This is a genomic window from Knoellia terrae (genome assembly GCF_048606435.1).
Taxonomy (GTDB): Bacteria; Actinomycetota; Actinomycetes; order Actinomycetales; family Dermatophilaceae; genus Knoellia; species Knoellia terrae.
Genome location: NZ_JBMBWH010000008.1, coordinates 40,033 through 66,661, shown reverse-complemented (window position 1 = coordinate 66,661; position 26,629 = coordinate 40,033). Strand labels below are relative to the sequence as shown.

Annotated in this window: 23 protein-coding genes and 1 tRNA gene; 13 read left to right on the top strand and 11 right to left on the bottom strand. The window is 72.1% G+C overall.

Features of this window, described 5'->3' with window-relative positions; all coding sequences use genetic code 11:
- Positions 1-22: 22 nt before the first annotated feature.
- The 3 genes from ACOJV9_RS12160 to ACOJV9_RS12150 all read right to left on the bottom strand — a co-directional run bounded on the left by ACOJV9_RS12160 (position 23) and on the right by ACOJV9_RS12150 (position 2,868).
- On the bottom strand, positions 23-733 hold the full coding sequence (locus ACOJV9_RS12160; protein ID WP_420185482.1) for a DsbA family oxidoreductase: 711 nt from the start codon (positions 731-733) through the stop codon (positions 23-25).
- Between the two features lie 82 nt (positions 734-815).
- The gene (locus ACOJV9_RS12155) at positions 816-2,225 is read right to left on the bottom strand and encodes a hypothetical protein (RefSeq protein ID WP_420185481.1); all 1,410 of its coding nucleotides are present in this window, start codon (positions 2,223-2,225) and stop codon (positions 816-818) included.
- A gap of 7 nt (positions 2,226-2,232) precedes the next feature.
- Positions 2,233-2,868, bottom strand: coding sequence for an ABC transporter ATP-binding protein (locus ACOJV9_RS12150; RefSeq protein WP_420185480.1), 636 nt, complete (start codon positions 2,866-2,868; stop codon positions 2,233-2,235).
- A gap of 80 nt (positions 2,869-2,948) precedes the next feature.
- Between ACOJV9_RS12150 and ACOJV9_RS12145 the strand changes: the two genes are divergently transcribed.
- The 4 genes from ACOJV9_RS12145 to ACOJV9_RS12130 all read left to right on the top strand — a co-directional run bounded on the left by ACOJV9_RS12145 (position 2,949) and on the right by ACOJV9_RS12130 (position 7,515).
- Positions 2,949-5,273 (top strand): DNA polymerase III subunit gamma and tau, encoded by a 2,325-nt coding sequence (locus tag ACOJV9_RS12145; RefSeq protein ID WP_420185479.1) that lies wholly within the window; start codon positions 2,949-2,951, stop codon positions 5,271-5,273.
- Entirely contained in the window at positions 5,270-5,953 is a 684-nt protein-coding gene (locus ACOJV9_RS12140; protein WP_420185478.1) for a lysophospholipid acyltransferase family protein, read from the top strand. The genes ACOJV9_RS12145 and ACOJV9_RS12140 overlap by 4 nt, the downstream gene beginning before the upstream one ends.
- 373 nt (positions 5,954-6,326) lie before the next feature.
- Positions 6,327-6,926 carry a recombination mediator RecR gene (recR, locus tag ACOJV9_RS12135; protein WP_420185477.1) on the top strand — a complete coding sequence of 200 codons (600 nt, stop codon included), beginning with the start codon at positions 6,327-6,329 and terminating at the stop codon, positions 6,924-6,926.
- Complete coding sequence (locus tag ACOJV9_RS12130) at positions 6,919-7,515, top strand: DUF5063 domain-containing protein (protein ID WP_420185476.1); 597 nt, start codon at positions 6,919-6,921, stop codon at positions 7,513-7,515. The genes recR and ACOJV9_RS12130 overlap by 8 nt, the downstream gene beginning before the upstream one ends.
- A 15-nt stretch (positions 7,516-7,530) precedes the next feature.
- Here the strand turns inward: ACOJV9_RS12130 and ACOJV9_RS12125 are convergent, their stop codons facing one another.
- Positions 7,531-8,649, bottom strand: a complete 1,119-nt coding sequence (locus ACOJV9_RS12125; protein WP_420185475.1) for an ABC transporter permease — start codon at positions 8,647-8,649, stop codon at positions 7,531-7,533.
- Positions 8,646-9,617, bottom strand: a complete 972-nt coding sequence (locus ACOJV9_RS12120) for an ABC transporter ATP-binding protein (protein ID WP_420185474.1) — start codon at positions 9,615-9,617, stop codon at positions 8,646-8,648. The genes ACOJV9_RS12125 and ACOJV9_RS12120 overlap by 4 nt, the downstream gene beginning before the upstream one ends.
- 110 nt (positions 9,618-9,727) lie before the next feature.
- On the opposite strand from ACOJV9_RS12120, the gene ACOJV9_RS12115 reads away from it, so the two are divergent.
- The 5 genes from ACOJV9_RS12115 to ACOJV9_RS12095 all read left to right on the top strand — a co-directional run bounded on the left by ACOJV9_RS12115 (position 9,728) and on the right by ACOJV9_RS12095 (position 15,640).
- On the top strand, positions 9,728-11,002 hold the full coding sequence (locus ACOJV9_RS12115; protein ID WP_420185582.1) for an aspartate kinase: 1,275 nt from the start codon (positions 9,728-9,730) through the stop codon (positions 11,000-11,002).
- A gap of 16 nt (positions 11,003-11,018) precedes the next feature.
- The gene (locus tag ACOJV9_RS12110; RefSeq protein ID WP_420185473.1) at positions 11,019-12,086 is read left to right on the top strand and encodes an aspartate-semialdehyde dehydrogenase; all 1,068 of its coding nucleotides are present in this window, start codon (positions 11,019-11,021) and stop codon (positions 12,084-12,086) included.
- A 125-nt stretch (positions 12,087-12,211) separates the two neighbouring features.
- Positions 12,212-13,288: a LytR C-terminal domain-containing protein gene (locus ACOJV9_RS12105; protein WP_420185472.1), complete on the top strand. Its 1,077-nt coding sequence runs from the start codon at positions 12,212-12,214 to the stop codon at positions 13,286-13,288.
- Positions 13,289-13,387: 99 nt separating this feature from the next.
- Positions 13,388-14,587 carry a pyrophosphate--fructose-6-phosphate 1-phosphotransferase gene (locus ACOJV9_RS12100; protein WP_420185471.1) on the top strand — a complete coding sequence of 400 codons (1,200 nt, stop codon included), beginning with the start codon at positions 13,388-13,390 and terminating at the stop codon, positions 14,585-14,587.
- A 90-nt stretch (positions 14,588-14,677) separates the two neighbouring features.
- Entirely contained in the window at positions 14,678-15,640 is a 963-nt protein-coding gene (locus ACOJV9_RS12095) for a hypothetical protein (protein WP_420185470.1), read from the top strand.
- Between the two features lie 27 nt (positions 15,641-15,667).
- On the opposite strand, the gene ACOJV9_RS12090 is transcribed toward ACOJV9_RS12095, so the two are convergent.
- The 3 genes from ACOJV9_RS12090 to ACOJV9_RS12080 form a co-directional block, all read right to left on the bottom strand.
- Positions 15,668-16,516 (bottom strand): SDR family NAD(P)-dependent oxidoreductase, encoded by an 849-nt coding sequence (locus ACOJV9_RS12090; protein WP_420185469.1) that lies wholly within the window; start codon positions 16,514-16,516, stop codon positions 15,668-15,670.
- A gap of 93 nt (positions 16,517-16,609) precedes the next feature.
- Positions 16,610-17,380, bottom strand: a complete 771-nt coding sequence (locus ACOJV9_RS12085) for a sulfite exporter TauE/SafE family protein (protein WP_420185468.1) — start codon at positions 17,378-17,380, stop codon at positions 16,610-16,612.
- Between the two features lie 6 nt (positions 17,381-17,386).
- Positions 17,387-18,034, bottom strand: coding sequence for a FadR/GntR family transcriptional regulator (locus tag ACOJV9_RS12080; RefSeq protein WP_420185467.1), 648 nt, complete (start codon positions 18,032-18,034; stop codon positions 17,387-17,389).
- Between the two features lie 124 nt (positions 18,035-18,158).
- On the opposite strand from ACOJV9_RS12080, the gene ACOJV9_RS12075 reads away from it, so the two are divergent.
- From ACOJV9_RS12075 to ACOJV9_RS12065, 3 genes are read left to right on the top strand one after another with little or no spacing between them, the layout of a single operon-like run.
- On the top strand, positions 18,159-19,526 hold the full coding sequence (locus tag ACOJV9_RS12075) for an SLC13 family permease (protein WP_420185466.1): 1,368 nt from the start codon (positions 18,159-18,161) through the stop codon (positions 19,524-19,526).
- The gene (locus ACOJV9_RS12070; RefSeq protein WP_420185581.1) at positions 19,517-20,713 is read left to right on the top strand and encodes a CaiB/BaiF CoA transferase family protein; all 1,197 of its coding nucleotides are present in this window, start codon (positions 19,517-19,519) and stop codon (positions 20,711-20,713) included. Before ACOJV9_RS12075 ends, ACOJV9_RS12070 begins: the two co-directional genes overlap by 10 nt.
- A complete protein-coding gene (locus ACOJV9_RS12065; protein ID WP_420185465.1) occupies positions 20,710-22,224 on the top strand; it encodes a carboxyl transferase domain-containing protein in 1,515 nt (504 codons plus the stop codon). The genes ACOJV9_RS12070 and ACOJV9_RS12065 overlap by 4 nt, the downstream gene beginning before the upstream one ends.
- Before the next feature lie 117 nt (positions 22,225-22,341).
- Here ACOJV9_RS12065 and ACOJV9_RS12060 read toward each other — a convergent pair.
- Positions 22,342-22,418, bottom strand: a tRNA-Pro gene (locus ACOJV9_RS12060).
- 101 nt (positions 22,419-22,519) lie between these two features.
- The gene (locus tag ACOJV9_RS12055; protein WP_420185464.1) at positions 22,520-23,464 is read right to left on the bottom strand and encodes a metallophosphoesterase; all 945 of its coding nucleotides are present in this window, start codon (positions 23,462-23,464) and stop codon (positions 22,520-22,522) included.
- Between the two features lie 42 nt (positions 23,465-23,506).
- On the opposite strand from ACOJV9_RS12055, the gene ACOJV9_RS12050 reads away from it, so the two are divergent.
- The gene (locus ACOJV9_RS12050) at positions 23,507-23,968 is read left to right on the top strand and encodes a GatB/YqeY domain-containing protein (RefSeq protein WP_420185463.1); all 462 of its coding nucleotides are present in this window, start codon (positions 23,507-23,509) and stop codon (positions 23,966-23,968) included.
- A gap of 7 nt (positions 23,969-23,975) precedes the next feature.
- Here ACOJV9_RS12050 and ACOJV9_RS12045 read toward each other — a convergent pair whose 3' ends face one another.
- Positions 23,976-26,429 (bottom strand): transglycosylase domain-containing protein, encoded by a 2,454-nt coding sequence (locus tag ACOJV9_RS12045; protein ID WP_420185462.1) that lies wholly within the window; start codon positions 26,427-26,429, stop codon positions 23,976-23,978.
- Positions 26,430-26,629: the final 200 nt, after the last annotated feature.

The window sequence follows — 26,629 nt, the reverse complement described above, 5'->3', positions numbered from 1 at the left end:
CGAGGTCGTTCCGAGGCGGCGCTCAGGCGCCGCAGGCGCAGCCGCCCTCGCACCCGCCGCAGCCGCCTCCGCGGGCCTCGGGCGCGGTGCCCCGGTCCTCCCAGGTGAGCTCGAGGGCCCGGACGAGGCCGTCGACGGGCTGGGCGCCGGTGACGGCGAACTTCTGGTCGAGCACGAACGTCGGCACGGCCGTGATGCCGATCTGGTTGGCCGTGGCCTCGTCGGCGCGCACGTCGTAGCCGTAGGCGTCGGAGCCGAGCGTCTCGCGCACGTCCTTCTCGCCGAGCCCGCCCTCGACGGCGAGCCGCACGAGCGTGTCGGTGTCACCGAGCGCCGCGCCCTCGGAGTACCAGCCGCGCATGAGGCGGTCGGTGACGGGCGTCTCGAGACCGCGGGCCCGGGCGAGGTGGATCACCCGATGGGCGTCGAAGGAGTTGCCGCCGACGACCTTGTCCCACTGGAAGTCGAGCCCGACGGCGGCCGCGTCGGCGGCCATGGCCTCGTGCTGGGCCACCATCTCCTCGCGCGAGCGGCCGTACTTCTCGGCGATGCGGTCCACGTTCGAGCCCTCGAGCACGGCCGGAGCGGACCGGTCCAGCTGGTAGCTGTGCCAGGTCACCTCCACCTCCCGCTCCGGGTCGCCGGCGAGGAACTCGTCCACGGCGAGCTCGAGGCGGCGGCGCCCCACGTGGCAGAAGGGGCAGACCAGGTCGGACCAGACGTCGATGCGCACACCACGACGATACGTCGGCGTCGCAGGACCGCCGAACACGGTGCGGCCCCGCACCGGTCACTGAAGCCGGGTCGTCAGCCGCTCAGACGTCGCGGTGGGACATCGACTCGGCGTCGACCCGTCGCAGTCCGGCGTAGAGCATGCTCGCCCCCGCCACCCAGGCCGCGATGACGAGCAGCCCCGAGGTGGGCCACCGGGTGGCGCCCCAGACCATGCCGCCGACGAGCACGGTGCAGAGCACGAGGGGTGTCGAGTACCAGATCGCCACCGTCTGTGGTGTCGGCACGGCGCTGAACGTCGTCGGTGGACGACCTCGGTATGCCGCGAGGAGACTTCCGCCGGCGACGACCACCGTCGTCATGACGCACCACGGCAGGACGTCGCCGACGGTGGCGCCGAGCGCCGACCCGGTGAGCGAACCGGCGCCGGTCGTGGCGAGCAGGTGGGTCAGCCCGGGCACGACGAGGTGGGTCGCGGCGGCGCGGACCGGCGGGGCGCCGAAGAGTGCGGGTGTGCCGACGGTGTCCGCCTCCAGCCGCAGGCCCTCGGCCAGGGCGCCGAACCCGGCGTAGGCGATGCCGGCGGCGACGAACCCGACGAGCGGGGGGACGGCGCTGGAGCCGAGGGTGGCGCCGAGGGTTCCCCCGCCGAGCACCGAGAGGAGCAGCCCGACGAGGGCGGCCGCCGGAGCGCGCCGCAGACCGAGGACGTCGCGGGCCACGAGGGTCGCCACCGGTCCCCGACGCCTCAGCCTCAGGCTGCGGCCTCGGGTGACGGGTCGTGCCGCCTCGAGCCGGACGGCGCGCAGGTCCCCGGCGTGGACCCCGCCCACGATGCGGTTCGAGCGCGAGGCCTGGGTGCGCAGCTCCCCCAGCCCCATCCGCCTCACCTCGTGGGCCACGGTGCCGACGGGGGACGGGGACTCGTGCCCCGGCATACGAGGCAGGGGAGGGGACAGTCGCGACTGGCCGAGCAGCCATGACGCACCTGCGACCAGGCCGACGACCAGTCCGGCGACGACGGCGACCGGCACGAACCACCAGGCCGCCGCCCGGGCGCCGACGAACGCCGCGCCGACGAGCAGCCCGGACAGGCCGCCGGCGAAGAGGGCGGCGAACAGTGAGTATCCGAACCACGGACGCAGGGCCGCCCACCGGTCGAGCGAGGAGGCGACGACGTGGTCCACCCACGGCACGGGCGCGACCACCGGTCCGCGGACCCGCCCGGCCTCTCGCCCCAGCAGCGCGAGGACCGCGGTGACGGCGAGGGTGACGAGCGCCGCACAAGGGGAGCGCAGGGCGGAGCCCATGGCCTCACGGTCCCCGGCCAGGACGAGGGCGCGCAGCACGGGGAAGCCGTAGAGGCCCGCGAGGATCACGGCGACGTAGGCGGCATACGCCACCTCCTTGCGCGCCGGGTTGCCGGAGGGACCGTGCAGCACGTGGCGGATGTCGGCGAGGCGCTCGCGGTCACCGACGGCGCTCGTTGTCATGGCCCCCTCAGTCCATCGCCCCGACGAGGTCGACGACCCGGTCGGCCACGCGGTCGGTGACGAGCGGGTCGTGGCAGGCGAGCACGACCGTCGTGCCGGCGTCGCGCCGGGCGGCGACGATCTCCGCGACGAGCGTCCGCTTCTCGGTGTCGAGGCGCTGCTCGGGCTCGTCGAGCATGAGAACCTCGGACGGGCGGAAGAGCGTCAACGCCAGCCGGAACAGCTGCGACTGACCGGAGGACAGCTCGTGCGGGAACCGCGCGCCGAGCTCACCGATGCCGAGCCCGGTGAGCGCGGCGGCGACGCGGTCGTCGCAGGTGTCGGCGTCACCGGCCCACGTGGCGTCGAGGAGCACGAGGTGGTCGCGCAGGGTCAGGTCGCGGTACGTCGCCGGTGCACCGACCAGCGCGGCGACGGCTCTGCGCACGGAAGGGTCACGCTCGTCGGCGGTCGCGTCGCCGATGGTCGCGGTGCCCGTCGTCGGCGGCAGGGCGCCCATGAGAATCCTCAGAAGGGTGGTCTTGCCGGAGCCGTTGGGGCCGCGGAGGACCAGGCAGGTGCCGCTCTCCGCGGTCACGGACACGGGAGCCAGGAGGGTCGCCGGGCCCACCACCTTCGACACGTCGGTCCCGCGCACGTCCATGGCGCGAAGGCTAGCGACCGCGTCCACAGCCGGGTGCGGGCGGCATCTCGGGTGTCCTTCGGGGCGACTAGGTTGGGCGCGTGAGCACCGCCCTCTACCGCCGCTACCGCCCCGAGACGTTCGCCGACGTCATCGGGCAGGAGCACGTCACCGAGCCGCTCATGCAGGCCCTGCGGACCGGGCGGGTCAACCACGCGTACCTCTTCAGCGGACCCCGTGGCTGTGGCAAGACGACGAGCGCCCGCATCCTCGCCCGGTGCCTCAACTGCGAGCAGGGCCCGACCGCGACGCCGTGCGGCACCTGCGACTCGTGCGTGGCCCTGGCCCGCGGCGGCGCCGGCACGGTGGACGTCATCGAGATCGACGCGGCCAGCCACGGTGGCGTCGACGACGCCCGTGACCTGCGCGAACGCGCGTCCTACGGGCCGGCGCAGAGCCGCTACAAGATCTACATCATCGACGAGGCGCACATGGTGACGCCTCAGGGCTTCAACGCGCTGCTGAAGATCGTCGAGGAGCCGCCGGAGCACGTGAAGTTCGTCTTCGCGACGACCGAGCCCGAGAAGGTCATCGGCACGATCCGCTCGCGCACCCACCACTACCCCTTCCGCCTCGTGCCGCCCGGGCAGCTCACCGACTACATGGAGCGTCTCTGCGTCGCCGAGGAGGTGTCGGTCGCCCCGGGCGTGCTGTCCTTCGTCGTGCGCGCCGGTGGTGGCTCGGTGCGCGACTCGCTCTCCGTGCTCGACCAGCTCATCGCGGGCTCGGGTGACGAGGGCCTGACCTACGAGTCCGCCGCGTCGCTGCTCGGGTTCACCGACGGTGAGCTGCTCGACGCGACGATCGACGCCTTCGGGGCCGGCGACGGCATCGGGGCGTTCTCGTCGATCGAGCGGGTCATCGAGACCGGGCTCGACCCGCGGCGCTTCATCGAGGACCTGCTCGAGCGGCTGCGCGATCTCATCGTCGTCGCCGCCGTGCCCGACGGCGCCTCCGCCGTGCTACGGGCGCTGCCGCCCGACCAGCTCGAGCGCATGCGCCAGCAGGCGGCGGCGTTCGGCACCGGCGCGCTCTCGCGGGCGGCCGACATCGTCAACGCCGGGCTGTCCGAGATGACCGGGGCGACCGCGCCGCGGCTCCAGCTCGAGCTCATCGCCGCGCGCCTGCTGCTGCCCGGCGCCGCCGGGGAGAGCGGGTATGCCGCCCGCCTCGACCGTCTCGAACGTCGCCTCGACGTCGGCGGGGTTCCCTCCGCGGCGGCTTCCCCCGCTCCTTCGGCCCCGTCCCGCCCACCGGTCCACCAGGCGCCGCCGTCGCCGGTCGCCCCGCCCGCACCCGTCCAGGCGGCGCCTCCCGTGGTGGCGCAGCCGGCCGTGACGGCACCGCCGGCACCCGTGGTCCCGGTCGTCGCGGAGCAGCCGGCGGCCCCGCAGCCGGTCGGGCAGTCGTCGGCTCCGTCGACGCCGGCGCAGCGACCGGACCGTGCTCCGGACCCGTCCGACCCGTCCGATCCGCCGCTCGACGAGCCGCCGGAGACGGACGAGCCCTACGACCACGGGCCTGGCGTCCGCGAGCCGGCACGCCCGTCCTTGTCGCAGCAGCCCCCTGCCGAGGACCGGCCGGTGCAGCAGCCGTCAGCGGCCCCTGCTCCCGCCCGCCCGGGCGGGCTCGACACCGCCGCCATCCGCCGCTCCTGGCCGGACGTCCTCGCCAAGGTCTTCGAGCTGCGTCGCACGACGTGGACCTTCGTCTCCGAGCACGCGCAGGTCCTTGACTACGACGGCGAGCGGCTCCTCCTCGGCATCGCCACGACGGGACTGGCCAACACCTTCCGCCGCGGCCCGCACGCCACCTACGTCCAGCAGGCCCTCATCGACGTCCTCGGCATCGACGCCCGGGTCGAGGGCGTCCCGGCCGACGGTTCCTCGCTTGGAGGTGACGCCGGGGTCCAGACCATCGACCCCAACCGCCCTGCTCGTGCCCCGGAGCCCGCCGCCGCACCGACGCGCCCGCAACCGGCCGCACGTGCCGGCGGGCAGTCCGGCCCGGCACAGGACGACTCGCACCGCGGAGGCGAGCCGGGCCGGGGTGGCGAGGCGCCGGCATACGGGCATGGACAGCAGGCGAGCACGCAGGCCGACTGGGGCAGCAGCGGGACGGGTGGGCCGGCCGCACCGGCGTGGGCGACCAGCGACGGCCCGCCTGCCGCCGCCCCCGAACCGGCCAGCCCCTTCGCCCGGGCCAAGGTCGCGGTGGCCGCCGAGCCCGACCCGGATGAGACGCCGGTCGCCGACGACTCCGCGATCAGCGAGGATGACGAGGACATCGAGGGCTTGGGCGAGATCGGTGTCCCCGTCGTCGAACGTGTCCTCGGCGGGAAGGTCATCTCCGAAGAGGACGCATGAGCACCTACTACTGGGTCGGGCGCACCCTCATGATGTCGCTGGCCCACGGGGTGTGGCGGCCGACGATCCTCGGGAAGGGCAACGTCCCCAAGGAGGGTGGCGTGCTCCTCGCGAGCAACCACCTCTCGTTCATCGACAGCTTCGCCATCCCCGTGGCGGCTCCGCGCAAGGTCTCCTTCCTCGCCAAGCAGGAGTACTTCACGGGCACTGGCATTCGCGGCCGCTTCGTCCGCGGCTTCATGGAGGCGGGGGACGCTATCCCGCTCGACCGTGACGACTCCCGCGGGGCCCAGGCCTCGCTCGACCTCGCCCTCGAGGTGCTGCGCGCCGGCAAGGCCTTCGGCGTCTACCCCGAGGGGACCCGCTCGCGAGACGGCCGGCTCTACCGCGGCCGCACCGGGGTCGCGTTCCTCGCGCTGACGGCCGGGGTGCCCGTCGTGCCCGTGGGCCTCATCGGCACCGACAAGGTGCAGCCGGTCGGCCAGCGAGGGCTGCGGCTCGCCGACGTGACCGTCGCCTTCGGCACTCCGATCCTCCCGTCCGCATATGCCGGCCTGCCCGCCGGACGTGCCCGTCGCCAGCTCACCGACGACGTCATGGACGCCATCGCCGCGCTCACCGGTCAGGAGCGCGCCGACACCTACAACGAGCGCCCGGTGAGCGCCGACCCCGACGACTGACCCCGGCGGCCCCCGACCCGAGGACGAGTGCTCAGGACTCGCCTTCCGTCATCCGCTTCACTGAGGTCATGAGACCTGAGGAGCGGCTTCACCGCGAGACCACGTCGCTGGTCGGTGTGGGGAACGTGGGCGTGGGCATGGGAGCCCTGGTGTTCGCAGGCGTGCTGATCTCCGCCGGTGCACGGCCGGATGCCGGCCTCGGGGGGAGTGGTTGCGCTTCCGGGGGTGCTGCTGGGTCTGGCAGCCCTGGCGGTCCCCGCTCCTGCTGCCGTCGGTGGTGCTTCTCGTGCTGGGCTTCGCCGGACTCGCTGCCGCGCGGGATCCGCACCCGCGCGTGGAGCCTGCCGACGGCTCGGTGGCCTAGGCTCGGGGTGTGTACGAAGGCGCAGTGCAGGACCTCATCGACGAACTCGGCAGGCTCCCGGGGGTCGGTCCCAAGAGCGCCCAGCGCATCGCCTTCCACCTGCTGCAGTCCGACGCCGTTGACGTGCAGCGCCTCTCCGACGCACTGACCCAGGTCAAGGCCAAGGTCCGCTTCTGCGCGATCTGCTTCAACATCGCCGAGTCGGAGCTGTGCCGGATCTGCGCCGACACCCGCCGGGACCTCAGCAGCATCTGCGTCGTCGAGGAGCCCAAGGACGTCGTGGCGATCGAGCGCACCCGGGAGTTCCGGGGCCGCTACCACGTGCTCGGCGGCGCGATCAGCCCCATCGACGGCATCGGCCCTGACGACCTGACCTTCCGCGAGCTGATGACGAGACTCGCGAGCAGCGAGGTCACCGAGGTCATCATCGCGACCGACCCCAACCTCGAGGGTGAGGCGACGGCGAGCTACCTCGCGCGCTTCCTCAAGGGCATGGACCTCCGCGTCACCCGCCTCGCGTCCGGCCTGCCGGTCGGAGGCGACCTGGAGTACGCCGACGAGGTCACGCTCGGTCGTGCCTTCGAGGGCAGGAGGTTGCTCGATGCCTGACGAGACCGCACCTCCGGACCAAACGGCCATCGACCGGCTCGCCGACCTGCGCGCCCTCGCCGCGGACTCCGCCGAGGAGGCCCGCACCTACCTCGTCACCGTCACGGACATCGCCTCCGGCACCAACCCGTCGGCCTCGCTGCCCCTCGGCCTGCTCGCGCTCTCGCAGGTCCTCGTCATGGGAGCGCGCCTCGGTGCGATCGAGGACATCGTTCCGGAGGACCGCTTCGAGGTGGACCCCGGACCGGACGTCGAGCTCGACCCGTTGCGCGAGAACCTCACCAACCTGCTGGAGGGCCTGGACGTCTATGCCGACGTCGTCGACCCCGTGACCGACCCGCAGCTGACGACCGGCTCGCTCGCCAACGACCTCACGGTGGTCGCCTCGGCACTGACGCACGGGCTGCGCCACCACGAGGAGGGCCGGATCCTCGAGGCACTCTGGTGGTGGCAGTTCAGCTACCTCTCCGACTGGGGCGAGCGCGCAGCCAGTGCGCTGCGGGTCGTGCAGGCGCTGCTCGCCCACATCCGCCTCGACGCCGACGCCGACATCGTCGCCGAGGCCGAGTTCGACGCCCTCCACCCCTGACTCAGCTCGAAGGGGTCAGGCGATGCGGGTGCCGCTCGGCAGGCGGCGCACCGGTGTCCGGACCCGACGCTCCGCCACGAGGACCGAACCCACACCGAGCGCCACGAGGAAGCCCAGACCCCACGGCCACACCACGTTGTCGTCGCGCCGCGCGCGGTCGGCCGCGTCCCGCGACCGCTGGGCCCGTTCGAACTCCGCCTCGCTGCCGGCGACGGTCTCGCTGCACTCGTCGATGACCCGACCCGGGTCCTCGGCCCCGTCGCGAGCGTCTCGGCTCCCGTCGCTGATCCACCGCATCGGGGTGAACCCTCCGGCGAACGTCCCGGTCTCGCTGATCCGCGACGGCGCGGCGTCGGCGACGACGACGAACGGGTTGAGGGCCAGCAGCGGCCAGATCCGCTCCGTGTGGGCGACCGTCTGCGCTCGGGTGAAGGTTGTGCAGTCCGCCTCGGTCGGCTGCGGTGGCTGTCCTTCGGGGGGAGGGGCGATCTCCGCGCTCCAGTAGCTGTCCGGGATGCCGCGCACCGTCACCCGCACCTCCTCGGTCATGATCACCGCGCCGAGGAGGAAGGCGATGACCGTGCCGAAGACGAGGGCTGCCAGGCTGAGGTAGGTGAGCACCGCCGACGCGACCGGGCGCGCGGTGAGCGTCGAGAACATCAGCCCCACGGCCGCGACGACGGCCAGCACGATGACGAGCACGAGCAGCGAGAGCAGGATCCGGCCGAAGCCGATGCCCCCCGCGACCCAGGCCCAGGCGAGGAACGGCAGTGCCGTCGCGAGGAAGCACATCGAGACCAGCCACGAGGCGAGCAGCTTGCCGAGGACGATCTCCCACGACGTGACCAGGGTCGTCTGCATCATGGCCAGCACACCGTGCTCCCGGTCGCCGTTGACGGTGGTCGCGGTGAGGCTCGGCACGACGAGCATGCCGAGCATGAGGACGAAGAACGTCGTCACGTCGTAGAGCGAGGGCCCCGACGCGACGTCGCTGTCGCGCACGGCCCACCAGGCGGCGAGGGTCACCAGGCCGATGACGGCCACCCACGCTCCGAGCACGATCGGCCAGCGAGAGGTCCGGATCCGCTGCACCAGCTCGAGGCGGGCGACGGTCCACAGGCGGGACCAGCTCATCGTCGCTCCTCCGTCGCTGCCAGGTAGGCGGCTTCCATGGTCCCGTGCAGCGGTGCGTATGCCGTGACCCGGGCGCCGCTGCCGGCGAGACGCGCGAGAAGGGCGGCTGCCTCCTCGTCGCTCCCGAGGTCGACGTCGACGGCGGTCCCCGCCGTCCGCCACGCGACCCGTGCCGCGTCGAGCTCGCCCACCAGCCGGGTGCGGTCCAGAGCCGAGATCCGCCAGGTCCGGAGCAGGGCCGGCGCCCCCTCGACGGCCTGGGTCTCGATGGTCCGGCCGCCGGCGACGATGACGGCCCGGTCGGCCATCTCCTGCAGCTCGGTGAGGATGTGGCTCGAGACGAGCACGGTCGTCCCGTCGGCCGCGAGCGAGCGCAGCAGGTCTCGCAGCTCGATGCGGCTGCGAGGGTCGAGCCCCGACGCAGGCTCGTCGAGGATGAGGGTCGTCGGCCGGTGCAGCAGGGCCCGAGCCATGCCGAGCCGCTGCTTCTGGCCGCGTGAGAGCACCCGGGCCCGCCGGTCGGCGAGGTCGCCGAGGTGCACCTGCGCCAGCACCTGTTCGGTCCGTGCCCTCGCTTCGGCGGCCGGCAGGTCGTAGGCCGCCCCGATCGTGTGCAGCACCTCGCGCACGGTGAGCGCGTCCCACGTGCCGAACCCGTCGGGCATCCAGCCGATCCTGCGGCGGACACCGCGGGGGTCGGTCACCGGGTCGATCCCGTCGATGGTGATCGACCCTCGGTCCGGGACGAGCAGCGTCGCGAGCATGAGCATGAGCGTGGTCTTGCCCGCTCCGTTGGGCCCGATGAGCGCCGTGACCTCGCCCGGCCGCGCGGTGAGAGAGATGTCGTCGACGGCGACGACGTCACCGAACGCGCGCCGCACCCCCGTCACGACGATGCCCGCCGCGGGAGCGGGCGCCCCTTCGGGTGGACCCTGGTCGGGCCACACGGCCGCGTCGTCGGAGCTCATGACGCGAATGTAGGGCCCCGACCGGCATACGGGCGTGAGATCGGGTGCTCAGGTGGCTCGATAGACTCGGCGCAGTCCACCTGCTCGTGACCCACCGCATGGGAGTCCTCGTGCCGATCGTCGTCCAGAAGTACGGCGGCTCCTCACTCGCCGACGCCGAGAGCATCAAGCGGGTGGCGCGCCGGATCGCCGAGACCCGCAAGGGCGGCAACGACGTCGTCGTGGCGGTGTCGGCGATGGGGGACACCACCGACGAGCTGCTCGACCTCGCCCAGGGCGTCAGCCCGCTTCCTCCGCCACGCGAGCTCGACATGCTGCTCACGGCCGGTGAGCGGATCAGCATGGCCCTCGTCGCCATGGCCATCCACGACCTTGGGCTGACCGCGCGCTCCTTCACCGGCAGCCAGGCCGGCGTCATCACCGACGGCGTCCACGGGCGGGCCAAGATCATCGACGTCACACCGGGCCGGATCACCGGAGCCCTCGAGGACGGCCACGTCGTCATCGTCGCGGGCTTCCAGGGCGTGAGCCAGACGACCAAGGAGATCACCACCCTCGGTCGCGGCGGCACCGACACCACGGCCGTCGCCCTCGCGGCGGCCCTCGGCGCGGGGGTCTGCGAGATCTACACCGACGTGGACGGCGTGTTCACCGCCGACCCGCGGATCGTGCCGGCCGCCCGCAAGCTGTCCCGCATCTCCGCCGAGGAGATGCTCGAGCTCGCCGCCAGCGGCTCCAAGGTGCTGCACCTGCGCAGCGTCGAGTACGCCCGGCGCTACGACATCCCGATCCATGTCCGCTCCTCCTTCACCCCGAAGGAGGGCACGATCGTCTCGGACCAGCCCGGTCCCGAAGGAGAAGCCGTGGAAGCCCCGATCATCGCCGGAGTCGCTCACGACCTCAGCGAGGCCAAGATCACCGTGGTCGGCGTGCCCGACCAGACCGGCAAGGCCGCGCAGATCTTCCACGCCGTCGCCGTCGCCGAGATCAACATCGACATGATCGTGCAGAACGTCTCCGCGACCGAGACCGGGCTGACCGACATCTCGTTCACGCTGCCCAAGACCGACGGGCAGCGCGGGATGCAGGCGCTTCAGGCGATCCAGACACAGGTCGGCTTCACCGGGCTCCAGTACGACGACCAGATCGGCAAGCTGTCCCTCGTCGGTGCCGGCATGCGCTCCAACCCGGGGGTGTCCGCCACCTTCTTCCGCGCGCTCGCGGATGCCGACGTCAACATCGAGATGATCTCGACCTCCGAGATCCGCATCTCCGTCGTCACCCGCAGCGAGCTGCTCGACGAGGCCGTCCGCGCGGTCCACACCGCCTTCGGGCTGGACTCCGAGGACGGCGAGGCCGTCGTCTACGCCGGCACGGGCCGCTGAGGGGCCGACTGCAGGGATGAGCCTCTCCACCGCAGGACCCACTCTCGCGATCGTCGGAGCCACCGGTGCCGTCGGCACCGTCATGCGCGACGTCCTGCCCATGCGCCGTCACGTCTGGGGTGAGGTGCGCCTCGCCGCCGGAGCCGAGGACGTCGGCTCCATCTGCCGGGTGGCCGACGAGGACCTCAAGGTCGAGGCCCTCACCCCCGACTTCTTCGACGGCGTGGACGTCGCCGTCGTCGACATCCCCCCGGAGATCTCCGCCGAGTGGGCCGGGGTCGCAGTCAGCCGCGGCGCCGTCGTGGTCGACAACAGCCCCACCTTCCGACGCGACCCCCTCGTCCCGCTCGTCGTGCCCGAGATCAACCCGGAGGCCGTGCACGAGCGCCCTCGCGGCATCATCGCCAGCCCCGGAGCCACGGTGATGACGATGATCGACGTCCTCGCCGTGCTCCACGCGCAGTGGGAGCTGACCGAGCTCGTCGTGACGAGCTTCCAGGCGGCGTCGGGCATGGGCCGCGCCGGGATGACCCGGCTGCACGACGAGATCGCCGTGGTCGGCGGCGACCGGAACCTCGGAATGCGTCCGGGCGACGTGCGACGCGCCATCGAGCACGAGCTCGGACCCAGCCTCTTCGGGGGGCCGCTTGCGCTCAACGTGCTGCCCTGGGCGGGGACGCACGTCGGTGAGGGGTGGAGCTCGGAGGAGTCGAAGATCCGTCACGAGACGCGCAAGATCCTCGACATGCCCGACCTCCGGGTATCCGCGACCTGCGTGCGAGTGCCGGTCGTCTCCACCCACTCGGTCTCGGTCCACGCGACCTTCGCGAGGTCGATCACCGTGGACCGGGCGCGGCAGGCCCTCGTCGAGGCGCCGGCCGTCGTCGTCATGGACGACCCCGAGAACGGCGACTACCCCACCCCCGTCGACATCGTCGGCGCCGACCCCCGCTTCGTCGGGCGCATGCGCCAGGCCATCGACTTCCCCCGCACGATCGACCTCTTCGTCTGCGGCGACAACCTGCGCAAGGGCGCGGCGCTCAACATGCTCCAGACCGCCGAGCTCGTCGCCGCGACGCTCTGACCGACGCCGGGGTGGACGGCCGGTCTCGGTTCGATGACGGAATGTGCGTGTTGCTCATGGGACTCATGTGACTCGTGGTGTGATTCGTGCAGAGCCACCGTCGTCGACCTGGGTGAGGAGGAACGGTGTTCGGACGTCAGTCACGGTCGGAGCGACCCGAGGGCGTGGTCGAGGGCCACGTCGAGGATCTTTTCGGCGACGAGAGGGCGGGCGACTCGCCCACCGCGGATCGAGCTCAGCGCCAGCGTCTGCCGGTGCGCACCGCCTCCGCGGCTCGCGACCTGGCCCGTCGAGGCCTCGGCCTGACCCGTGACACCGTCCACGAGAACCTCCTCGTCCGGGCGCGTGCCGCGGAGGAGCTCAGCGACGACCAGATCTGGCGCCGCTACCAGTTCCGCCACCTCGCGGCCTTCGTCACCATCCCCGCACTGCTGCTCGGGACGGCCAGCATCGCCGCCGCCTATGGCACCGGTCTCATGACCGACGAGCCGCCGGCGCCCACCTGCGAGCCGGTCAAGGTGCCGGCGCCGCCGGTGGGGTCGTTCAAGGTCACCGTCCTCAACACCTCGGGCCAGGACGGCGCCGCCCACGCGGTCGGGCGCAACCTCAGCCGTCGCGGCTTCAACGTCGTCAGCATGTCGAGTGCTCCTCGGTCCCTCTACGTCAAGGCTCCGGCGCGGATCTACCACGGCAGGGCCGGTCTCGACCAGGCGCTCCTGGCCGCCCAGACCATCGCCGGTGCCGAGCTCGAGTACGACGGCCGCGCGGGCACGTCGATCTCCTTCGTCCTCGGCGCCGACTACACCTCGCTGCTCCCGGCCCCGCCGCCCAAGCCCCCGAAGATGTCCTCCTACACCGTCAACGTCTACAACACGACGTGGCGCTCGGGCCTCGCGAAGTCCACCCTCGCCGACCTCACCTCCCGAGGCTTCAAGGGAGGCAAGCAGGGCAACGACCCCGACGGCTCGTTCCTGCCCAACGAGGTGGCGGTGATCAGGCACGGTCCCGATGCCGACCTCGCCGCCGCACAGGTGGCCAGGCACATCGACGGCGCCATCCTGGCCCAGGTGCCCCGCGACAACATGACCATCGACGTCGTGCTGGGCAACAGGTTCGACAAGGTCACCCCGGTCGCGCAGATGCCGCCCAAGCCTGCGGTCCGCAAGGACCCGCCGCCGACGGTCTCGCGCCCCTGCGAGTGAGGCCGGCCGTCCGAGGGGCGAGCAGGCGGTCACTGTGGCTGCGGTCACACTGAGAGACTGGCTGCTGTCCGTTCCCCTCGCCTGAGGAGCTGTACGTCCATGCCCGTCCAGACCGTTGCCCTGCTCACCGCGGGCGGCCTCGCTCCCTGCCTGTCCTCCGCCGTCGGCGGACTCATCGAGCGCTACACCGAGGTCGCTCCCGACGCCCGGATCCTCGCCTACCAGAACGGGTATGCCGGCCTGCTCACCGGCCGCTCGGTCGAGGTCACCCCGGAGGTCCGCGCCGGCGCCGGTCTGTTGCACCGCTTCGGCGGATCTCCGATCGGCAACAGCCGCGTCAAGCTGACCAACGTCGCCGACTGCGTGAAGCGGGGACTCGTGCGGGAGGGACAGAATCCGCTGCACGTCGCGGCCGAGCAGCTCACCGCGGACGGGGTGGACGTCCTGCACACCATCGGGGGCGACGACACGAACACCACGGCAGCCGACCTCGCGGCATACCTCGCGGAGAACGACTACCCGCTGACGGTCGTCGGCCTGCCCAAGACGATCGACAACGACGTCGTGCCGATCCGGCAGTCCCTGGGGGCATGGACCGCGGCCGAGCAGGCGGCGATCTTCGCCCGCAATGTGCTCGCCGAGCACTCCTCGAACCCGCGGATGCTCATCATCCACGAGGTGATGGGCCGACACTGCGGCTGGCTCACGGCCGAGACCGCCCGCCGCCACCACGCCTGGGTGGGCGAGCAGGAGTGGCTGCCCGGCATCGGGTTGGACTCGCGCCGCTGGGACGTGCACGCGGTCTTCGTGCCGGAGGCACCGATCGACCTGGCGGGCGAGAGCGCCCGGCTCAGGGCGGTCATGGACGAGATCGGCTGCGTCAACATCTTCCTCTCCGAGGGTGCCGGGGTCGCCGAGGTGGTGGCCGAGCTCGAGGCCGCCGGCCTCGACGTCCCGGTCGACCCGTTCGGTCACGTGCAGCTGGACAAGGTCAACCCCGGCGCGTGGTTCGGCAAGCAGTTCGCGCAGCGGCTGGGTGCCGAGAAGGTCATGGTGCAGAAGTCCGGCTACTTCTCCCGCTCGGCGGCCGCCGGTCCCGAGGACCTCGAGCTCATCCGCCGCTGCACCGACCACGCGGTCGACGCTGCCCTGCGCGGTGAGTCGGGCGTCATCGGCGAGGACGAGGAGCGCGGTGACGAGCTGCGCACCATCGAGTTCCCGCGGATCGCCGGCGGCAAGACGTTCGACGTGTCGGCGCCGTGGTTCGGCGAGCTCCGCACCTCGATCGGGCAGGGCTGACGGCAGCGGGCGGCATACCGGGTCTATGAGGTATCTGCGCGGGTCGTGACGTCTCCTCTGGGGTGACCACGTCACGAGAGGGGACCACTGATGTCCGAGACCGGGACCGAGACCTCGCCGGCGACCGTCGCCCAGCCGGTCACCAGTCCGGGGGTGCGTGCCAGCGCCGCCGTGCGGACGTACCGCTACCTGCGGCTCAGCCTCGTGGGGCTCGTGCTGCTGCTCCTGCTCGCCGTGTGGCTCGAACGGCTCGACGGCCTCGAGGCCAACCGCCACCTCGGCTCGATCAGCGCCTACTACTACACGCCCGCGCGCAGCGTCTTCGTCGGCGCGCTCGTCGCCATCGGCATCAGCCTCGTGGCGATCGTGGGGCGTCGCGGGTTCGAGGACACGGCGCTCAACATCGCCGGGATGCTCGCGCCGGTGGTCGCGTTCGTGCCCACCCCGCGCGGGGCCGGTGGCGCGCCCTGCGACCCGGACGGGCGCTGCTCCGTTCCGCCGGAGTTCGTCCCCGCCGTGGAGAACAACATCACGAGCCTCATCGCGCTCGGCGTGGCCGGCGTGGCTCTCGGTGGCCACGTGGTGGTGAGGCGCCGGAAGTCCTCGCGCGCCACGAGGATCGGGCTGGCGCTGGCGATCGTGGTCTTCGCCGGGTTCGTCCTGTGGTTCGGCCTCGCCCGCGAGTCCTTCCTCGACGTGGCCCACTTCGGGGCCGCCACGCCGCTCTTCGCCCTCGTCACCGGCGTGGCCTACGTCAACGCCCGCAGGGCACGGAGCCGCCGCGACGACGCCGCTCGGGCACGGGCGGGGAAGGCGTACGCCGGGGTCTACGCCGCCGTGGCCGGTGTCATGGTTGTGACGTTCCTGGCGGCGATCGCCCTGGCCGTCATGGACCAGCTCGGCGTCGGCGACACCCCCGACGAGTGGGTGCTCTGGGTCGAGGTCGTCCTCCTGCTGTCGTTCGCGACGTTCTGGCTGGCCCAGACCTTCGACTTCTGGGCCGACGGGCTGCCCGAGGACGCCTCCGTGCTCCCGTCGGTCCCGCCGGCCTGAGGCTCGCCCCGTGGGACGTTGCGGAGGTCAGGCGGCCGACTGGCGGACCATGTCCTCGGACGCCTCCCACAGCGCTGCGGCGAGGGTGTCGTCATGCGCTGCCGCGGCGGACCTCGTCACCCGCCGCTTCTCGTAGTAGGCGCCGGGCTCCCAGTCGGACCCCGGCGTCGACTGCGCCAGCCAGACGAGCTGGTCCGCGCCCTGGTCGGGCGAGGTCGTGAAGAGCCGGTTGAGGCCGGGCGTGTGGTAGATGAACCGCATCAGGCTCGTGGAGTCGCTGGCGAAGTTCGTGCCCACGATCCCGGGATGGAACGCCACGGCCGCGATCCCGTCGGCACCGTGCCGGCGCTGCAGCTCGCGGGTGAAGAGGATGTTCTCGAGCTTGCCGTTGCCGTAGGCCTTCTGGGGCGAGTAGGCCTGCTCGTTCTGCAGGTCGTCGAGGTCGAAGCGACCGAACAGCCGGGCCGCCGCGCTCGCGGTCTGGACGACCGTGGCCCTGCTGCACACGAGGGTCGGCAGGAGCAGCTGGGTGAGCAGGAAGCCGGCCAGGTGGTTGACCTGGAAGGTCCTCTCGAAGCCGTCGACGGTCAGGGAGCGCTCGCCCATGATGCCGCCGGCGTTGTTGGCCAGCACGTCGATGCGGGGATGGGCCTCCTGCAGGCTCCGGGCGAGGGAGCGGACCTGTGAGAGGTCGGCGAAGTCGGTGACGTGGAACGGCGCCCCGAGCTCCCCGGCGACCGCAGCGGTCTTCTCGGGGGACCTGCCGACGATGACGACCTCGTGGCCGGCGGCTGCCAGGGTGCGGGCGGCGGCAGCCCCGATCCCGTCGCTGGCGCCGGTGATGACGATGGTGCGCGAGGTGGCCTCGGGGTTCACGTGGGCTCCTGGTGGCTGGCGTCGCACGTGCCGGGTGGCGGCACTCGCGTGGTGGCCAGTATGCGGAGGCGCGCCGGCGCCCCGGACACCGCGTCACGACCAGAGGTGCACGGCGGCGGCGATCCCGGCCACGACGACGAGAGCGCGAAGGACCGGCTCGGGAAGGAGGCGGCCGAGGTGTGAGCCGACGTAGCCCCCCACCACCGAGCCGGCGGCCAGCGCGAGGACCGCCGGCCAGTCGACGGGAGCGATGACGACGAAGACGGCGGCCGCGACGAGGTTCGCCACCATGACGGCATACGTCTTGAGGGCGTTGAGGATCCTGAACTCGAGCGACGTGCCGAGCCCGAGCACGGCCAGCATCATCACGCCCGAGCCAGCGCCGAAGTAGCCGCCGTAGACCCCGGTCAGGGTGGCGAACAGACGGGTTGACACCGTCATGCGGGAGGCGGGGTGGTCATGACCGGGCTGGGCGCTGCGTCGTGACCGGGCCCAGGCCTTGAGACGGGGCTGAGCGCCAACGAGCAGGCAGGTGCCGAGGATGAGCCACGGCACGACCACCTCGAACACGCGGCTCGGGAGTCCCAGCAGGAGCGCCGACCCGACGACCGCTCCGAGCGCCGACGTCACGAGGACCACGCGCGTCGCCCCCGGGTGCTCACGCAGCTCTCGGCGGTAACCGAAGGACCCGCTCACCCCTGCGGGCGCCATGCCAATCGTGTTCGAGGTGTTCGCGACCACCGGTGGCAGGCCGACGGCGAGGAGCACCGGGAAGCTGACGAGGGAGGCCACGCCGACCGTCGAGGTGAGGATGCCGGCGACCAGCCCGGCCGCGAGGACGAGACCGACCTGCGAGGGGTCCACGCGGTCTCAGGCGCCCAAGACGGCGCGCACCGCGCCGGGCACCTCGTCCGTCCGGCCACGGCGGACGGCCTCGGCGAGGTCGCGCACGTGACCCGGGTGCGCCCCTGCACCGCCGAGCTGGCGCACACGTTCGGCCAGGGCGGCGTCGATGCATGCGAGGAGCGACTCCCCGTCGGTGAGCCGCAGGATGCAGTCCCACACCTCCTCGAGCTCGCGGTGCCCGCCGTCGTCGGCGAGGAGGGCGGAGCGCCGTGCGCTGTCCGGGTGCACCGCGGCCAGGCCCGCGAGCTCGGTCATCGTCGTGATCCGCGTCGCCACGAGCTCGTGCAGCGGGACGTCGTCGAGCGGTGGGAGGGTCACGCGGGTGTGCGGGTCGCGCACGACCGCCCCGTCACCGTGGCGGACCTCGAGTCGGCCGCGGACCTCGAGGGCCACCAGGGCGCGGCTGAGGGTCGCCCGGCTGACGCCCAGGTCCTTGGCGAGCCGGCGCTCGGGAGGCAGCCGGTCACCGGGCGCGAGGCCCTGCGCCTCGATGAAGTCGGCGATGTGGTCGGCCAGCTGCTCGTAGAGGCGCGGACGCAAGAGCTTGCGCGGACCCTCGGCGCTGCCACCTCCCCCGACGTCCCCCGGCCCCAGGGGGGCAGCGCTGCTCACCGCTGGTCCGCGGGGCAGGAGGAAAGGCGCATGGGCCCAATCTATTGACAAGATGGCCCGTTGGCCAAGAGGCTAGGCCACTGAACCACCGAGGCGCTCGGCCTCGATGAGCAAAGGAGCTCACATGAACGACGTCATCGCCCTCGGGGTGCTCGTCCTCGTCTTCCTCGTCGCCACGGTGCGGTCGATCAACATGGGCGCCCTCGCGCTCGTGGCCGCCGCAGTCGTCGGCGTGACCGTCTTCGACGTGGGTCCCGCCGAGGTCGTCGGCGGATTCCCGGCCACCCTCTTCGTCATCCTCGTCGGGGTCACCTACCTCTTCGCGCTGGCCAAGAACAACGGCACGGTCGACTGGATGGTCCATGCGAGCGTCCGGGTCGTCCGGGGGAGGGTCGCGCTCGTCCCCTGGGCGATGTTCGGCATCTGCGCCGTCATCGCGGGCATCGGCGCCGCCACCCCCGCCACCGTGGCCATCGTCGCGCCGGTCGGGATGGGCTTCGCTGCCCGCTACCGGATCAGCCCTGTCCTCATGGGCATGGCCATCACCCTCGGCGCGACCGGCGGCTCGTTCTCCCCGATCGGCATCTTCGGGGCGATCACCAACGGTGTCGTCGACGACAACGACCTCCCGGGCAACCCGGCGCTGCTCTTCGCGCTCTCGGTCATCTCCTGCTTCGTCATCACCGCCCTCGCGTTCGTCCTCTTCGGTGGTCGCGAGCTCATCAGCCGGGGCCGGGACGTCGAGGCCGAGAGCGAGCTCAGCGAGACCGCCGTCGCCGCGAGCCGGACCGCCACCCGTTCGGCCGTGACCGGCACCCCCGACGCCGCCGTCGAGCGCGCCCGCTCCGGTGGTGTCGCCACGGACGACCAGCCGGCCGAGGACGACGACACCCGGCTCAACACCGAGCGCATCCTCACCCTCGTCGGCCTCGCGTTCCTCGCGATCTCGGCGCTGCTGCTGAAGTTCGACGTCGGCTTCACCGCCCTCGGTGTCGCGGTCGTCCTCACCCTGATCTACCCCGAGTCGGCCAAGGGCGCCGTCGACAAGATCGCCTGGGGCACCGTCCTGCTCGTCGGTGGCATCGTCACCTACGTCACCCTGCTCCAGGACCAGGGCACGGTCGACTGGCTCGGTGAGCAGGTCGCCGGCGTCGGCGCCCCGCTCCTCGCCGCGCTGCTCATCTGCCTCATCGGCGCCGTCGTCTCCGCGTTCGCGTCGACCACGGGAATCCTCGGCGCACTCATCCCGCTCGCGGTGCCGTTCCTGCTCACCGGCCAGATCGGCGCCGTCGGTGTCGTCATCGCCCTGGCCATCTCGTCCTCGGTCGTCGACATCAGCCCGTTCTCGACCAACGGCGCGCTGTGTGTCGCCAACGCCGAGGCGCGCGAGCGCGACCTCGTGTTCCGCCAGCTCATGCGCTGGGGCATGAGCCTGGTCGTCCTCGCGCCGCTCGTCACCTGGGGCCTGCTCGTCGCCCCGGGCTGGCTGTGAGTGCCGGGCCGCTGAGCGGCACCCTCGTCGTCGACCTCAGCCGCGCACTCGCCGGACCCCATGCCGGCATGATGTTCGGCGACCTCGGCGCCCGCGTCATCAAGGTCGAGTCACCCGGCCACGGCGACGACACCCGCGGGTGGGGGCCGCCGTTCGTCGACCGCGACGGTCGGTCGGCAACGCCCGCCGAGGGCGTCTCGACCTACTTCCTGTCGTGCAACCGCAACAAGGAGTCGATCGCCCTCGACCTCAAGTCCGACGAGGGGCGCGAGGTGCTGACCGCGCTCGTCGAACGCGCCGACGTCCTCGTCGAGAACTTCCGCACCGGCGTGCTCGACCGTCTCGGCTTCTCGGCGGAGCGCCTGCTCGAGCTCAACCCGCGGCTCGTCGTGCTCAGCATCACCGGCTTCGGCCACGACGGCCCCGAGGGTGGCCGTGCCGGCTACGACCAGATCGCCCAGGGCGAGGCCGGGCTCATGTCGGTCACCGGGTCCGGCCCCGAGGACCCGCAGCGGGTCGGGGTGCCCATCGCCGACCTCCTCGCCGGGATGTGGGGCGGCTACGGCGTCCTCGCCGCGCTCCTCGAGCGCGAGCGGACCGGTCGCGGTCAGGTGGTGCGCACCTCGCTGCTCGCCGGCGTCGTGGGCATCCATGCCTTCCAGGGCACCCGGCAGACCGTCGCCGGCGAGACCGGACGCGCCCAGGGCAACCACCACCCCTCCATCTCGCCCTACGGCCTGTTCCGGTGCCGCGACGGTGCCGTGCAGATCGCCGTGGGCAGCGAGGGGTTGTGGCGCCGCTTCTGCGAAGCCTTCCGGCTGGACGCCCAGGCGCCCGGCATGGCGACCAACCCCGAACGCGCCGCCCACCGCGAGGAGGTCATCGACCTCGTCGAGGCTGCGTTCGCCCCCTTCGACAGCGCCGACCTGCTCGAGAAGCTGTCCTCGGCCGGCATCCCCGCCGGCAAGGTCCGGACGCTCGACGAGGTCTACGACTGGGACCAGGTGCGCTCGCAGGGCCTGCTCGTCGAGGTCGAGCACGCCTCGCTGGGACCGGTCACGCTTCCCGGACCGCCGCTGCGCTTCTTCGACGGGGCCGGCGCCGAGACGACGATGACGGCGCACTCGGCCCCGCCGCTCCTCGACGCCGACCGTGACGCCGTGCTCGCCTGGCTGGACCGCTCTTGACCCGTCGCCTCTCGGCCCACGACCTTCTCGGTCTGGTCCTCGACACCGGGTCGTACCGCTCCTGGGACGAGGCGCTCGTCGACGTCGCACCCGACGAGGCGTATGCCGCTGCGCTCGCAGCTGCCCGCGCGAAGTCCGGGGTCGACGAGGCCATCGTCACCGGTGAGGGGCTGTTGCGCGGCCGCCGGGTGGCCGTGGTCGCGGGCGAGTTCTCGTTTCTTGCCGGCAGCATCGGCGTCGCGACCTCCGACCGCCTGACCCGGGCCGTCCGGCGCGCCACCGAGGAGGGGCTGCCCCTCCTCGCCGCGCCGGTCAGCGGTGGCACGCGGATGCAGGAGGGCACCGTCGCGTTCCTCCAGATGGTGCGGATCACATCGGCCATCACCGCACACAAGGCTGCCGGGCTGCCGTACCTCGTCTACCTGCGCAACCCCACGACGGGGGGCGTCCTCGCCTCCTGGGGCTCCCTCGGCCACGTCACCGTCGCCGAGCCCGGCGCCCTCATCGGCTTCCTCGGCCCGCGCGTCTACGAGGCTCTCTACGGCAGGCCCTTCCCCGAGGGCGTCCAGCTCGCCGAGAACCTCTTCGCCCACGGGATCGTCGACGCCGTGCTCGAGCCGGAGCGGGTGGCCGACGTCCTCGATCGCGCCCTCACCGTCCTCTCCGCGCCGCGGACGCCCGCCGTCCCGGCGCTGCCGGACGGGCTCGACGACCTCGTCCGGGACGTGCCGGCGTGGGAGTCGGTGACGACGTCACGGCGCAAGGAACGACCCGGCATACGCCGGCTGCTCCGGTATGCCGCACGCGACGTCGTGCCGCTCAACGGGACAGGGGCGGGGGAGTCCGACCCCGGCCTCCTGCTGGCCCTCGCCCGCTTTGGCGAGGTGCCGTGCGTCGTGCTCGGCCAGGACCGCCGTGGCCAGACCGAGCACCGACCGATGGGACCGGCTGCCCTGCGCGAGGCACGGCGTGGGATGCGCCTCGCCCGTGAGCTGCGGCTCCCGCTCGTCACCGTCATCGACACTCCCGGGGCCGCCCTGTCCCGGGAGGCGGAGGAGGGCGGGATGGCCGGCGAGATCGCGCGGTGCCTCGCCGAGCTCGTCGACCTCGAGGCGCCGACCCTCTCGGTCCTCCTCGGCCAGGGGACCGGGGGCGGGGCACTCGCGCTCGTGCCGGCGGACCGCACGGTCGCTGCCCAGCACGGCTGGCTCTCCCCGCTGCCTCCCGAGGGGGCCTCGGCCATCGTCCACCGCGACACCGACCACGCCCCCGAGATGGCGCAGGCCCAGGGGGTGCGCTCACTGGACCTGCTGGCTCATGGCCTCGTCGACCGGATCGTGCCGGAGCTGCCCGACGCTGCCGCCGAGCCCGAGGCGTTCTGCCTGCGGCTCGGCGTGGTCCTGCAGCACGAGCTGGCCACGCTGCTCGCGACCGAGCCGGGCGTCCGTCACGCGGCCCGTCTCGCCCGCTTCGCGGCGCTCGGAAGTCTGCCGGTCCCTGCCACGGGATGACGGGGCCGTGGACCGGCACCGTCGAGGAGCGCCGGGGTTGACCGGTGCGCGCCTGGTCCGGCGGCACGAGCAAGGCCCCTGACCAGCATCTCTGCTGGTCAGGGGCCTTCTCCCTGCTGGTCGGGGTGACAGGATTTGAACCTGCGACCTCTTCGTCCCGAACGAAGCGCGCTACCAAGCTGCGCCACACCCCGTGGCAGTGCGCGGCACCATCCGGCTCCGCGACACCCGAGGATAACCGACGCCTGCCCCCCGCCCGAAATCCGATCCCCCGAGGTGTCCCGGGGTGGCGCGGTCAGCGCGCGACGAGGGTCAGCAACGTGGCCTCCGGACGACATGCGAAGCGCACGGGCGCGTAGGGCGAGGTCCCGAGACCGGCCGACACGTGCAGGTATGCCGCGTCGTCCGGTGCCGCTGCCGACGGCGTGGCCCCGGCTCCCGGCCACCAGCGCGACACCCCCTTGGCTCGTCGCCGGTCGAGGTCGCAGTTGGTGACGAGGGCGCCGAAGACGGGCAGCGCCAGCTGGCCACCATGGGTGTGGCCGGCGAGGACCAGCCCGGCTCCATCGGCGGTCATCGCGTCGAGGACGCGCTGGTAGGGGGCGTGCACGAGACCGATGGTCAGCGCGACGTCGGCGGCCGCGGGAGCCGACACCGCGGCATACCGGTCGCGCTCGATGTGGGGGTCGTCGACTCCCACGAGCTCCACCCGGTGCGCGCCCATCGTCACCGTGGTCCGGGTGTTGTCGAGGTCGGACCAGCCGCCCGCGCGCAGGCCGTCGACGAGCGCGTCGACCGGCAGCGCCGTGCGGGGCATCCTCGGCGGCCGCGCGTGGCGAGGGGTGAGGTAGAGCGCGGGGTTCTTGGGCACCGGCGCGAAGCGGTCGTTCGAGCCGAGGACGAAGGCGCCGGGGAGATCCAGGAGCGGCTCCATCGCCCGGAGCAACGGCGGCACGGCGTCGACGTGGGCGAGGTTGTCGCCCGAGTTCACGACGAAGTCCGGGGCCAGCGTGGCCAGATCCCGCACCCACTGGATCTTGCGCTCCTGACGGGGCATGAGGTGGAGGTCGCTCACCTGGAGGATGCGCACCGGCGCGGCCCCCGAGGGCAGCACGGGGACGGTCGCCGACCGCAGGGCGAACCAGTTGCGCTCGACGAGCCCGGCATAGGCGACGCCCATGACTCCGGCTCCGGCGACTGCGGCAAGGGAGCGGATCACGGTCCCGGTCGTCGACGTCATCGCACCAGTATCCGGGTTGACGCCGGGTGCCAGACTGGGGCCATGACCGACCCGAGCCTCAAGTCCACCCTCCGGAGCGACCTCCACGACGCCATCCGCAGCCAGGACAAGGTCCGTTCGGGCACGCTGCGGATGACGCTCACCGCGATCACCAACGCCGAGGTGGCCGGCACCGAGGCCAGGGAGCTCTCCGACGACGAGGTCCTCAAGGTCATCGCGAAGGAGGCGAAGAAGCGCAAGGAGGCGTCGACGGCATACGTCGGAGCCGGCCGCACGGAGCTCGCGCAGACCGAGGACGCCGAGCTGGCCGTCCTCGAGGCGTACCTGCCCCAGCAGCTCGGTGACGACGAGCTGGAGCGCATCGTGCGGACCGCCGTGGCGTCGAGCGGTGCCACGGGGATGGCGCAGATGGGACAGGTCATGAAGGCCGCGCAGGGCGAGATCGCCGGCCGCGCCGACGGCGGCCGGGTCGCGGCGATCGTCCGGCAGGTCCTCGCCGGCTGACCTCCGCTCAGGGGCGCTTCGGCGGCTTGGTCGGCTTGACCTTGGGAGTCGGGCCGGGCCTGACGGGTGCCGCCTGTTCCGGCGTCGGCTGCGGTGCTAGCTGGGCGATGGGTCGTCGGGGTTCGGTGACCCGGGCCGGCGTGACCGGGGTCGACTCGAAGCCTCGCGAGATGAGCAGCGTCACCGTTCCGCCCTTGGGGGCGCGGTTGGCCGGGCTGGTCCGGGCGACCCGGCCCTCCTCGATCGTGCTGTCGACGCGCGCTCCGACCTTGACCTTGAAGCCGGCTGCCTCGAGCTTCTCGGTGGCCGTGCTGACCGCGTTGCCGATGACGTCGGGGAGGGGGACGTAGTTGCCGTTGAGGACCGCCTGCGAGGGCGGTGTGAACGGGACGACGGGGAGGCCGGCGGTCGCGGCCGTCATGATCTCGCTCCACACAGGGGCCGCGACGGTGCCACCGAAGACGCTGCGCTTGCAGCCGTAGTCGCCGAAGCACTTGCCGTTGAGGGTGATCAGCTTGCCGTCGGCCCGGGCCGGCTTGACGTTGCCGATCCACACGGAGGCGGCGCGCTGCGGGGTGTACCCGACGAACCACGACTGGTTGTGGGCGTCGGTCGTGCCGGTCTTGCCCGCCGCCGGCCGAGCGCTCACGTCCCACAGGCCGCGGGCGGTGCCGCGCCGATCCGCGAGCGGGCCCTGGAGCAGCTGGTTGACACCGTCGGCGATGTCCGCGCGGACGACCTGCTTGCAGATCGCCGGTGGCACGGCGATGACCTTGCCGTCGGACGCCGTGATGGACGCGATCGGGGTGGGCTCGCAGTGCTTCCCGCGGGCGGCCAGCGTGGCGTAGGCCGCGGCGATCGACATCGGGGTGACCGTCCCGGCGCCGAGGGTGATCGACGAGATCGAGGAGCTGATCGGCTTGCCGTCGCCCTGGTGGATGCCCATCCGGGTCATGACCTCATGGACCTTGCAGCCGCCGAGGTCGATGACGAGCTGGCCGAAGGCGGTGTTGATCGACTCGGCGGTGGCCTGGGCGAGCGTGAGCTGACCGCCACTGCGGTAGTCGTTCTCCACCGGCCACGGGTCCTGCGCGTTGCAGCGGTCCTTCATCTCCTTGGTCTCGAAGACGTGGGGGTCGTCAGGTGAGGCGGAGGGCGCGTCGATGGTCCCGTCGAGCGGCATGCCCGACTCGAGGGCCGCGACGAGGGCGAAGGTCTTGGCGGTGGAGCCGAACTGGTAGCCGTACTGGCTGCCGCCGTAGCGCTGGTCGGCGTTGAGGTTGAGCTGGCTCTTGCTGAAGTCCGTCGACTGGGCCATCGCGAGGATCTTGCCGGTGCCCGGCTCGAGGACGGTGGACGCGGCGCCGAGGTTGCTCCGGTTGTTGATCGGCACGGCCTTGGTGAGCTCGCGCAGCGTCGCCTGCTGGAGCTTGGGGTCGAGCGTGGTCTTGATCGTCAGGCCGCCCTGGTTGATGTTCTTGAGGCGCTCGGCCGGGGTCTTGCCCAGCACGGCCATCTGCGGCGACTTCTGGAGGTACTCCATCATGTAGGCGCAGAAGAACGGCTCGGACGAGCGCTGGCAGACGCCCTTGGGCGGCTTGCGGTTGCCCAGCATGCTCGCCACCGGGACCTTCTTGGCCGCGGCGACGTCCTTGGCGGTGGCCATGCCGAGGACCTGCATGCGGTCGAGGACGGCGTTGCGCCGGGTCTGTGACTGCTTCGGGTTCTGCACGGGGTTGTAGGTCGTCGGCTGCTGCACGATGCCCGCGAGCAGCGCGGACTGGACCAGGGTCAGCTGGCTGGCCTTGACGCCGAAGTAGTTCTGGGCCGCGGCCTCGACGCCGTAGGCCTGGTCGCCGTAGTAGACGAGGTTGAGGTACCCGGTGAGGATCTGCTCCTTGGTGTAGTTGCGCTCGACGTCCAGCGCGTACTTGAGCTCCTGCAGCTTGCGGGTGTAGGTCTTGGCGACGGCGGCCTTCGCCGCGTCCTTGTCGTCACGTCGAAGGGCGTTCTCCTGCAACGTGATCTTGACGTACTGCTGGGTCAGCGTCGAGGCGCCCTGCACGTCGCCGCTCTGGAGGTTGGAGACCATGGCCCGGGTGAAGCCACGCACGTCCAGCCCTCCGTGCTCGTAGAAGCGGGCGTCCTCGATCGCGATCTGGGCCTTCTGCATCCACGGCGAGATGTTCTTGAGCGGGACGATGATGCGGTTCTCGTCGTAGGGGTTCGCGATGAGCCGGCTGCCGGCGTCGACGATGCGTGACTGCTGCGCCAGGGGCGAGACGGAGAACTCGCTCGGCAGCTCGTTGAACGCCTCGACGCCGCTCTTGGTGGCGCTGCCACCGGCCCCGATCGCGGGGATGGCCAGGCCGGCCATGAGCAGCCCCATGAGGGCGCTCAGGACGACGAGCCCCGTGAGCAGACGGAGCACGTGGGCGATATTGTGGGCACGGCCTTCCATGCCAGCAGGGTAACGCGACAAGTTGTGGCCCCGTCCGAGGCGCACCACGCCCGGGTGCACGGCCCTGCGCGTGCTCGGCCCAGCCTGGAACTAGTCACTAAGAGCCACATAACTAGTCCCATTTTCGTCATGGTGGCGATTTTGGCTACTGCCTAGTTTTCCCTTAGCGCCATTCGGGAGGGAATGGTCTTCTCAAGGGA

Coding starts and splice junctions, on each gene's coding strand:
- ACOJV9_RS12055 (WP_420185464.1), bottom strand. CDS start 23,464: ATGACGTCGACGACCGGGACCGTGATCCGCTCCCTTGCCGCAGTCGCC.
- ACOJV9_RS12050 (WP_420185463.1), top strand. CDS start 23,507: ATGACCGACCCGAGCCTCAAGTCCACCCTCCGGAGCGACCTCCACGAC.
- ACOJV9_RS12130 (WP_420185476.1), top strand. CDS start 6,919: ATGCCTGACGAGACCGCACCTCCGGACCAAACGGCCATCGACCGGCTC.
- ACOJV9_RS12095 (WP_420185470.1), top strand. CDS start 14,678: ATGTCCGAGACCGGGACCGAGACCTCGCCGGCGACCGTCGCCCAGCCG.
- ACOJV9_RS12045 (WP_420185462.1), bottom strand. CDS start 26,429: ATGGAAGGCCGTGCCCACAATATCGCCCACGTGCTCCGTCTGCTCACG.
- ACOJV9_RS12150 (WP_420185480.1), bottom strand. CDS start 2,868: ATGGACGTGCGCGGGACCGACGTGTCGAAGGTGGTGGGCCCGGCGACC.
- ACOJV9_RS12155 (WP_420185481.1), bottom strand. CDS start 2,225: ATGACAACGAGCGCCGTCGGTGACCGCGAGCGCCTCGCCGACATCCGC.
- ACOJV9_RS12140 (WP_420185478.1), top strand. CDS start 5,270: ATGAGCACCTACTACTGGGTCGGGCGCACCCTCATGATGTCGCTGGCC.
- ACOJV9_RS12110 (WP_420185473.1), top strand. CDS start 11,019: ATGAGCCTCTCCACCGCAGGACCCACTCTCGCGATCGTCGGAGCCACC.
- ACOJV9_RS12100 (WP_420185471.1), top strand. CDS start 13,388: ATGCCCGTCCAGACCGTTGCCCTGCTCACCGCGGGCGGCCTCGCTCCC.
- ACOJV9_RS12120 (WP_420185474.1), bottom strand. CDS start 9,617: ATGAGCTCCGACGACGCGGCCGTGTGGCCCGACCAGGGTCCACCCGAA.
- ACOJV9_RS12125 (WP_420185475.1), bottom strand. CDS start 8,649: ATGAGCTGGTCCCGCCTGTGGACCGTCGCCCGCCTCGAGCTGGTGCAG.
- ACOJV9_RS12075 (WP_420185466.1), top strand. CDS start 18,159: ATGAACGACGTCATCGCCCTCGGGGTGCTCGTCCTCGTCTTCCTCGTC.